Origin of the sequence: Vibrio sp. FF266 (genome assembly GCF_041439695.1) — a bacterium.
Lineage (GTDB): Bacteria > Pseudomonadota > Gammaproteobacteria > Enterobacterales > Vibrionaceae > Vibrio > Vibrio tasmaniensis_A.
This window is the reverse complement of the sequence record NZ_JBGOOO010000071.1, coordinates 1-8904: the sequence shown is the minus strand read 5'-3', so window position 1 is coordinate 8904 and position 8904 is coordinate 1. Positions and strand designations below refer to the sequence as shown.

Below are 8904 nucleotides of genomic sequence, written 5' to 3'. Positions count from 1 at the left end.
CCGGACAGGAAGAGACAGGAAGAAGTCTAGGCGTAATAAGTCTCGAAATGAATTTATATTATTGAATTAGAATAACTTTTACCGATTTGTGTCGGCAAGGGTCTTCTTTCTAGTTCAATAAATAAAGGAAAGTTTCTATGAACCAATCTAAAGGTAGTACAGCGAATGCAGAAGCTGATGCATCTAAAGACACGCCAAAACACAATCCATTCTCGAACATCCTCAAATCAGGGGAAGCAGACAAACTAGGTTCAAAATCTCAAGGGAAAGTTCTCTACGAGATTGCTCAAAATATTGAGGATAAACAACTCTACTTCCGGATTGCTGGGCAGACAGGAGGGGCAGGGTTACATTCAAAACAATGGGTTCCATGCTCTAAGTTATTCGAGGTTATCGAATCTCAGGGTGATAAACCATGGAAAAGTCAGGTCTACAAATCCCTCTATTCTTCTGGTTCAGCCAACAATCAGGGTTTCTGTGCCGCTATCGTTCGTGGCCTAGGTTTAGCCGTGAAAGCTGAGTCTTCTATTTACTTACATGTCGTTTCAGAGAAATACCAAGATAGAAAAAAGGAGCTTCTCGCACTGTCAAAATCAAGGGCTAAATAGTGTGTAAAAACCTTGTCGTCGTCGACGTAATGACGACGCTGTCGATAAACCTACTCATGAACAAGTCGCTAGGTAGGTTTCAACATCTCTAACCAAGGCTTGTTTTACCCATGATGGAGAAATTACATCGATATCAGGTAGCCAAGATTTGAGGACTGGCATTAATGCGTGAATATCTGATGTCTCAATGCTTATAAGTGTCGAGCCATAACCCAACTCTTTCAGCACTTGAATTGCCATAGGTTGTTCTAACTTCTGGTAATCATCAATTCGACTAGAACCAACCTGAGCGATGACCTCTACAATACCCTGAGTATTCCAGTGTAATTCTTCTCTGGTTAGTTTCTCGTTGAAGCTAGGTGAGGGAGTGTAAATATCATCGTGTTGAACTAACTCTGTAATCTCTGCCACTCGAAACGAATATGATTTGCTTCTAAGCATTGAAACCAAATGCCAAATCCCATGTTCGTTAATGAGTTGGTAAGGCTCAATCCGATGATAACGACGACGCTGACACGTAAAGGTCAGAGTGTTTCGCTGATGAATAGCGTTCGCAATGACACGTAATGTTGCCTGAAAGCGACTGGAATCTTCGATAGGTAAATGACGGAACAGAATAGATTGTGTCTTATGGCTTAGTGCCTGAGTCATGACTGCTCTATCTGGAAACAACTTATCTACTCCCATACTCGATAGGGAGTTCAGAGCTAAATGAGCTTTAGGGTTGCGATGATCTAATTGCTTTAAGAAGTAATATCCATCCTCTCTTTCGATAGGTAAAAATGCCAGTCGACTGAAATCTCGAAGTACAGTTCGTTCATGTACTCCAAATTCCTGCTGTAAGTCGATAAGGCTCAGTTTCTCTCCTGAATGTAATCGGGAAAGTATCTGACTCAATCGGTAGGCTAACTTCTCACTCTTATTCATATCACCAATGATGTACTGATTCGCTGACAGGTAGTGTCAGTCATCATTATTTCCCGATAGTCATGAGTAAGTGACCGATTTTGTCATAGGTTTCATAGCCCACGAAACCTAAGCCCTGCCGTTGTTCCTCAAATTAATTTTACCAACTGACACCACCTGTCAGTCCACACCTTCAAACTAATCAACAGATGTCTTCTTAGAAAGAGGGCATGCAATCTTTAAGGAAAAACAAAAAATGAAAAAATCAATCATCCTGCTCGGTCTAACTTCGCTATTCGCATCTTCGGTATTCGCAGGTGGCACGTTCGGCGGTAATCCGGGCGATATCTCAAAAATGAAAGAACTGCTAGAGCCACAATGGAATGGTAAAGCAGGAATTCAGAACACATCGTCTTACGGTGTCATTGTGCAGTGGAAAGCCGATGTCTGCGGAACAATGAATGGTCATGTCACTGATGTAACTCAATGCGCCCCTGATACCCCGAAAGGTAAAGCACAATAAGTTTTGTTGCGGAGCTTGGCTCTCGATATCTCAGTTTCGAAATTGGAACTCTCTACGCTGAGACATCAATGAGCTCCGCAACACCTAATAAACCAACAAGAAGGAGCCTTTACATGGCGATTAAATCCATAACAACACTCGTTACAACCTGTCCTGCATGTGGTGAACGTGCATATGATGATGGTAGCTGTCAGGTGTGTGGTCACTCTCACTAAAGCTGCATTAACAAAACTCTAAAGGGTCATGTTCTTCATTGAGCATGGCCCTTTTTCATATCTATATAAAGAGGTAGGGAAGTATGCAAAGCAAAACCTTTTCACAATCATCATCCCAATCAAAAAAGAACGCTGGTATCCGTGGGGCTCAAGTCGGTGCTGCTCTAGGTGCTAGGTATGGTCCATATGGGGCACTAATCGGTGGTATCGCTGGTTTCGTAATTGGTGTCGTCGCCGACGAAGTTATTGAGGATTGACGGGCAAGTGTTATGAGGATTGACGGGCAAGTGTTATGAGAGCAGGGGATAACCTCTGCTTTTTTTGTCGACGACGCAGATGGTCGGAGTTGAAACCTCCTAGCCATATTAAGCTGTGCTGTGCCATTCAGATAGACAGTTATATATAGATATTAGTTTGCGTATAGGCTGCGATACTACTCATTAATATATTTAAGTATAATCAAATAATAAGCCACTTATCGAATATGCTCGCACAATGATAAATAACTATACAATTAGCCCTGACGATCCCGACTTAAATGCATATGAAAAGTACATTGCTGATTTTCATCAACAGCTCTCTTACCTAAAGATTGGTGAAGAACCTAGTTACGAAAATGCTGACTTTTTCGAGGAAGCAATAACCGTTGAATACCTTCCTGGAAATGATGATGGGTACTGCGTGTTCGCGGCAAGTCTCTTCAGCGAAGACCTCCTTAATAGTTACAAGCTTGATGCTCATTTAATGTTGCAAAAATCTTACGGTAAAAAAGCGGATAAAACTGTTGATTCAATCAAGAATGATTTTTTGCGTATTGAAGATAAACCTAGCTTGATAGCTGAGTTGAAAGGTTTGAGTAAACGATGCTGCCAATTGTGGGATTACATAATTTATAAACACTTATCTGATCCTTTAGCCAAGATAACAGAAGACGATGTCAGTATGCTCATCGAGCAATCAGATCAAATTGGTGATGAACTTATTAAACTGTCTCTTTGTGAGGATATGGAACTAGGTGGGACTAAGGCGCTAAGTAACGGAGCAAAGTATGATTGGCTAGCTAAAGCGGCATTGCAACTCTACGAAGGAGAACTGCCGTTATATGCACAATTATTTACTCAAGTGTGCGTTAATAAATTAGGTAATGAACTAGTTGAGTATAACCACGATATTATTAAGGTTGTTGACTTGATTCTGACTCATCGTCTAGCGTTAAAATCAGATTTCGCTGCTGGCAGAAAGAAGGTTAGAAAAGAAATGCTACAACTGCCAGCAGAGTATATTTACGTCAGACTCAATGGCAATCTCAAAGCAGACAGTACAAAAGCGGCTTATCGTTGGCTATTTATCAAGGCGTGGGCCTATTCTTATTTAAGGGTAAACCCAATGAGTCTTTCAGATTTAGCCCGTGTCATTGCGAAAGATGACCGTTTTTTCTATCGAGATAGCATGCATTTGCTTAGCTACTGTAAAAGTGAAGCTGAAAGAAATGACCTAATAGATAAGCGTTTTTTGGATTTAAAAAATGAACTATCCAAGTGGAATAAGAATGAAGACAGTAAAGGGTTCATTAATGGCAAATTGATAGCAATGAGTCAACGTGGCAGTTAGTACGTATAAAAATTGATACTGAATTGAAAGGGAGAAGCTTAACGGCTTCTCTTTTTTTTTTGCTCTCCATAAGCCGGAGCAGAGATGACAGCCGGATTGGTTGAATTAAAGGATACTGCATTTGTCAGCGGAAAAGCTGAAATAACGAAAGGCTGATAGGCAATAGCTGGACCACAGGTGACAGCTTAAATAACCCATTTGGGTTGTAATTACATCTGTCGACAAGTGACGCACTACATGCACTGAATCGTTCACAGCATGAATAAAAATCAATCAAAAGGATAAGCAAAATGTCATTACTTAATAAATCCATAAAGAAAGCGCTAGCAATTAAATCAATCACTGAGCAGTACGATGCACCTGAGCAGGCCGCATATATTAAAGTGCCAAGTGAAGATGAAGCATTTCAAAGCAAACTTGGTGTGGCTGAATTAGTTGTTATTGAGGAGCAGTATAAAAACACTGACTACAAAGTGCAGTACATCGTAGACCCTGATCTAATCGAACATTTAGATCGCAAGCATTACCGCACTAAAGTACTCCATGTAGTCAAAACAGAAAGTGGCGAGCTAAAGAGCATCATGATACCAGCTAAGACGAAGAACTCATGGCATGTGTCTAACTATGAATTGCTTATGCAAGCGCAAACATCACCTGTTATCGCCAAGCGTGACGTTATAGCTAAGGTTTACGAGGCGCATAAAGCAACAGGTATTACACCAATTGTTATTACCGATGAAGATGTACAGCAAGCTTACGCTAACGCATTCGGTCAATATGAAATTGCTGACCTCAATCACCCTGCACTAGTCGGAAAATTAAAAAACAGTCCAACGATTGACGCTGTCGACGAACCTGAGATTGAACTACTCGACGACACCGACGCGGTAGAGGCTAATTTGCCTAAATCTGGTTCCCTTGAAGAATTACAGGAGATTCAGCAGCCTGTCAGTTCAGTTAAAAATGAACTCGAACTTGAAGACATATACCTTGATGAGGATGAGCTAGAGTTTGAAGAGATTTCACTTGATGACATTGATATCAACGAAGAAGCGGCATGAATCATAGCTGCAAGACATTGCATTGAAGGTAAGCCACATGCTTACGTGCTATCAAGACAACTTAATGTCGCTCTGGCGCGTAAGGTGGTTCCTCAACATGTAGTACAACGAGTATCTACATTCGGGGAAACAATCCCTTGTGCGGTACTGGTGAATATTAAACGGTATCTAGCTCATGTTAATCACCGTCCTGCAATTCGCATTGATGTTGATTACCTCAATCGAAAGATAGCGAAATACAGTAAGAAAAAGTCAAACCGAAGCCTAGCTCTAGTGAGTCAGCTAGTCGGATTTAAAGCTAGCCTGACTCATGATTTAAGCGGTGATTGGCACCGCCAAGTAGTGAATGTCTTCGGTACTAAAACAGGCAGAGATACCACATCAGGAAGTGCCTTAAATCTGATACCAAAACATCATTGGCAAGACTTACTGAGTCCCCAGCAAGGATATTGTTATGTGCTCTTAGATTATGACCAACAAGAGCCAATGATAGCTGCGCAGAAAGCAAAGTGCATGAAATTACTTAACTTATACGAACAAGGCGATATTTATGAATTACTCATAGAAACAGTAACGGACAATGCATTAACACGCACTGAATTAAAGACATTAATAGTCATGCAGCTTTACGGAGCGAGCATAAAGCGTATAGCGCACAAGCTATCTCAACCACAATCAAACGTCATGAACTGGCTGATGGTGCTTAAGAAAACCCTAAGCCCTATTGATTATTACCTTGACGGTGAAGCCTTAAAAGCCAAGCGGCAAGGCGAGATACGCTCATTAGACTGGCGCATGGGAATTACCCAAGAAATTAACACGCTAACAATACGCAACTGGCCTATACAGGCGACAGGTGCGGACATTATGCGGCGAGCTTGCTTCAACCTAGACAAGGCCAAGCTCCCCGTACTACTGACCAACCATGATTCATTCTTGGTGCGGTTAGAAACCGATAAATACGACTATCAACTTAGGCAAGCGAAAAAGGCGTTAACCGACGCCAGCGCCGAGGTATTGGATGGATTTAAATTAAATGTGCAGGTGGAAATGCAACTACCCGCGATGATCAGAGATGAATAAAATGAGTAAATCAAAAAACACAATATCAATGGACGACATTATTGAAGTCGTAAACCCAGAGCAAAACTTGTGTGTAGATGAGAAAGATCAAGTCTATGTGTTGGTGAGAAAAGGTGCATCAACAGAGGCCATAAACATTAAGAGTAAGAAATTCAAGTCTGTACTTCGCAAGATTGCTCGTGATCTTGGAGCACGCCTTAAGGCAGCAGATATTGATGAAATTATTGAAGAACTAGAGAGTATGGTATGGGACTATGAAAAAGCACCGATTACCATTGAAATTCGCAATGCACTGTCCAAAGATAAAGCGTCAGTACTAATCGACCTGTGTAATGATAAAGGTGAAATCATCGACCTTTCGGCAGGTAATGTAGAAGTACTGAGTAAACCTAATGCTAAAACAAAATCAGTGGTATTTAGTCGCCCTAAAGACATGAAACCTATGGTGACTCCTGAATTCACTTCGATTAAAAGTGGCATTACACGGCTAAAACCGTTCATTAATACAGACCAAAACACATTCTTTCAGTTAGTGGCTTACATGACTTACATCTTGGCTCATCCGAAAGAATGCGGTGTCCCTTATCCAATATTGCTTATTCAAGGCGAAAAGGGTTCAGGTAAAAGTTTCTTCTCCAACAGTGTCACGCGTACTTTATTGGACCCAAGTAGCCTTGATGGATTGCGAATGCCAAGACGTGAACAAGACTTTGCCATTCAAGTTAACAGTATGTTTTTAGGTGTGTATGACAACTTACGTAAGCTCACGAAAGACCAAAGTGATATGCTCTGTACGACTGCAACTAAGGGTAATATTGCTTCTCGTACCTTGTATTCCGATGATGGATTAACTTCACTACTCTTACATGCTCCTTTATTGCTTAATGGTATTCATAATTTTGTGACCGAATCAGATTTGGCCTCACGTTGCTTTAAGGTCGCGCTTGTTCCTATGGAAGAGGACAAACGTAAGCCCGAAGGTTTACTAAAACAGGAGTTAGAAGCAGCATTACCTGAAATTTTTGGTTCACTGTTGACGTTGGCGTCGAAAACATTGGTTGAAGAGGAAAGTGCTAAAGTGAAGTATCCGGCTCGTATGATGGACTTTGCAAAGTGGCTTGCTGCGATTGAGAAAGTGCTGGGGTTAGGTGAGGGCAAGTTACAGAAAGCCTATAAGTTGAATGTGAGAAATATCATGGCCTCAGGTACAGAAGATGACAGCCTTACGGTTGCTATGCAAAAGCTCATCAAATCAGCAGCGAACGATAAAATTTGGAAAGCAACTCCATCTCGCTTATTGGAAACATTGCAGCATCATGAAAACCCGATGTACTTACCACGAGGCGCTGCTGCACTAACAAGCAAGCTTAAAGCTCAAGAAAGCAGTCTTAATGCCAACGGAATTTATTTTAAGATAGGTCGAGATACCGAGCGTTATGTGATGGTGTCAGGTAAGCCTCTAGCTGCTTAATCGTAACCTTGAACATCATATTGATTATTGATTATTGATTATTGATTGAAGCCCATTCTAACGCTGAGTGGGCTTTTTTGTGCCTGAGTGATTATGGTATCGCTCAGGTGCTTACCGTCGACGACAAGGTATTTATAGCAAAGATAAAAAAGTTGTTTCAAATACCGTACTTTGATTTCTCGGTCGATAAGATTAATGTAACAACTTAGCAATTACAGGATCTTATATGCAAACGAAGAGCAAATTAACTACGAGTGCGCAGGCTTGCCTTGACTGGCTTGAAAAGGACTTAGAGTACAATCAGAAGAACAATATTTGGGGGAGTTTGACTCCACTTTATAAGAGATCTATCGAACGTTCTGGTGAACTCAATGATTTTTTTGAAGACGTCCACAACCAGCTTGATGAACACCAGAAAAGGTTGATATTAGAAATCTTGGTAGATGCGGATATGTTCTGGCACCCAAATCAAGCAACTAAAATACGGGCTGATTACCAGAGGTTTATCGAGTCGAATCAAGCTGTTTTTGATGCAGCACGAACGCTTGCGTCACTTTTAGAAGAAAGGGAAGAGTTTAGTGAAGGTGCTCGCTGGTACTCATATGTTGATACTGACTTACCAGACATTTTGAATGCCTCTAGTCAGCATCATTCACGTTTCAATTCATTTTTGAGAGAGAGATTTAAACCACTTTTATCTTTTGATTCGAGGTATTGGCCAACGACGATAGATTTTATTGAAGAACTTCGAAATAGATTTTTTGATGCAGAAATAGAAACCTCTGAGCAGCCATTGCATTTGTTAGTCAATCAGAAAAGAGCTTCTGATCTTGATACCATTATTTTATTTTTTTCTGACTTACAGACCAGAAAGGCGGGTCTTAATGGCTTACCTAAGTCATTTAAGCTCCGAGATTCATCAGTAGCATCGGCAATCAACATTGGGTTAGATCTACCACTAGAGAATTTATTTACAGCAGAAAAAGTCAAAGTTGGTCGGCAAAACTTACGCAAGAAAGGATGGGATGTTTGGGGGGAAAGGTACGAGTTTAACGGTTTTAATTTATCAACTTAATAAGAGAAGCGTCGTCGACATATAGAGATGGTAATCGACGACATCACTAAACTTCCCCATACTTGTTTAATCAAGCTTGTCTTGATTACGTTCTATGGCGTTGTCTAGCTCTTCGTGTGTGAGTCGAGTTTTATTCAGTTGTTTTTTAGCCTTGTCACCAATGTTCTTTAACTTTTGGCGGTTCTCTTCGGTTTGGCGCTTGTTATTGCGTTTTAGGCGATTGTTTAGTTCATATTCTTCTGAGAAATTAACGAGATTTCTATCTTTTGGCATGTGATATCCTATTTCAGTAATGTTATTTGAATAATATGCCACTAACCACGTATGCTTGATGTGATTTGGATACCAATA

Annotated in this window: 10 protein-coding genes; 8 read left to right on the top strand and 2 right to left on the bottom strand. The window is 40.8% G+C overall.

The features are described 5' to 3' along the window. Positions 1-137 precede the first annotated feature (137 nt). Positions 138-608 carry a hypothetical protein gene (locus ACED59_RS23655; protein WP_371705162.1) on the top strand — a complete coding sequence of 157 codons (471 nt, stop codon included), beginning with the start codon at positions 138-140 and terminating at the stop codon, positions 606-608. Positions 609-662: 54 nt separating this feature from the next. Here the strand turns inward: ACED59_RS23655 and ACED59_RS23650 are convergent, their stop codons facing one another. Next, a complete protein-coding gene (locus tag ACED59_RS23650; protein WP_371705161.1) occupies positions 663-1535 on the bottom strand; it encodes a helix-turn-helix transcriptional regulator in 873 nt (290 codons plus the stop codon). A 235-nt stretch (positions 1536-1770) separates the two neighbouring features. Between ACED59_RS23650 and ACED59_RS23645 the strand changes: the two genes are divergently transcribed. The 7 genes from ACED59_RS23645 (at position 1771) to ACED59_RS23615 (ending at position 8553) form a co-directional block, all read left to right on the top strand. Beyond that, positions 1771-2037, top strand: coding sequence for a hypothetical protein (locus tag ACED59_RS23645; protein WP_016796240.1), 267 nt, complete (start codon positions 1771-1773; stop codon positions 2035-2037). A gap of 298 nt (positions 2038-2335) precedes the next feature. Beyond that, entirely contained in the window at positions 2336-2509 is a 174-nt protein-coding gene (locus ACED59_RS23640; RefSeq protein WP_371705160.1) for a hypothetical protein, read from the top strand. Between the two features lie 238 nt (positions 2510-2747). Continuing rightward, positions 2748-3863, top strand: coding sequence for a hypothetical protein (locus ACED59_RS23635; RefSeq protein ID WP_371705159.1), 1116 nt, complete (start codon positions 2748-2750; stop codon positions 3861-3863). 290 nt (positions 3864-4153) lie between these two features. Next, the gene (locus ACED59_RS23630) at positions 4154-4924 is read left to right on the top strand and encodes a hypothetical protein (protein WP_371705158.1); all 771 of its coding nucleotides are present in this window, start codon (positions 4154-4156) and stop codon (positions 4922-4924) included. A 45-nt stretch (positions 4925-4969) separates the two neighbouring features. Then, positions 4970-6007, top strand: coding sequence for a DNA polymerase (locus ACED59_RS23625; protein ID WP_371705157.1), 1038 nt, complete (start codon positions 4970-4972; stop codon positions 6005-6007). Position 6008: 1 nt separating this feature from the next. After that, positions 6009-7478, top strand: coding sequence for an ATP-binding protein (locus ACED59_RS23620; protein WP_371705156.1), 1470 nt, complete (start codon positions 6009-6011; stop codon positions 7476-7478). Positions 7479-7704: 226 nt separating this feature from the next. After that, positions 7705-8553 carry a hypothetical protein gene (locus ACED59_RS23615; RefSeq protein ID WP_017102558.1) on the top strand — a complete coding sequence of 283 codons (849 nt, stop codon included), beginning with the start codon at positions 7705-7707 and terminating at the stop codon, positions 8551-8553. Between the two features lie 66 nt (positions 8554-8619). Here ACED59_RS23615 and ACED59_RS23610 read toward each other — a convergent pair. Then, positions 8620-8904 (bottom strand): hypothetical protein (locus ACED59_RS23610; RefSeq protein ID WP_246852549.1); only part of this gene is annotated, 285 nt, incomplete at its 5' end.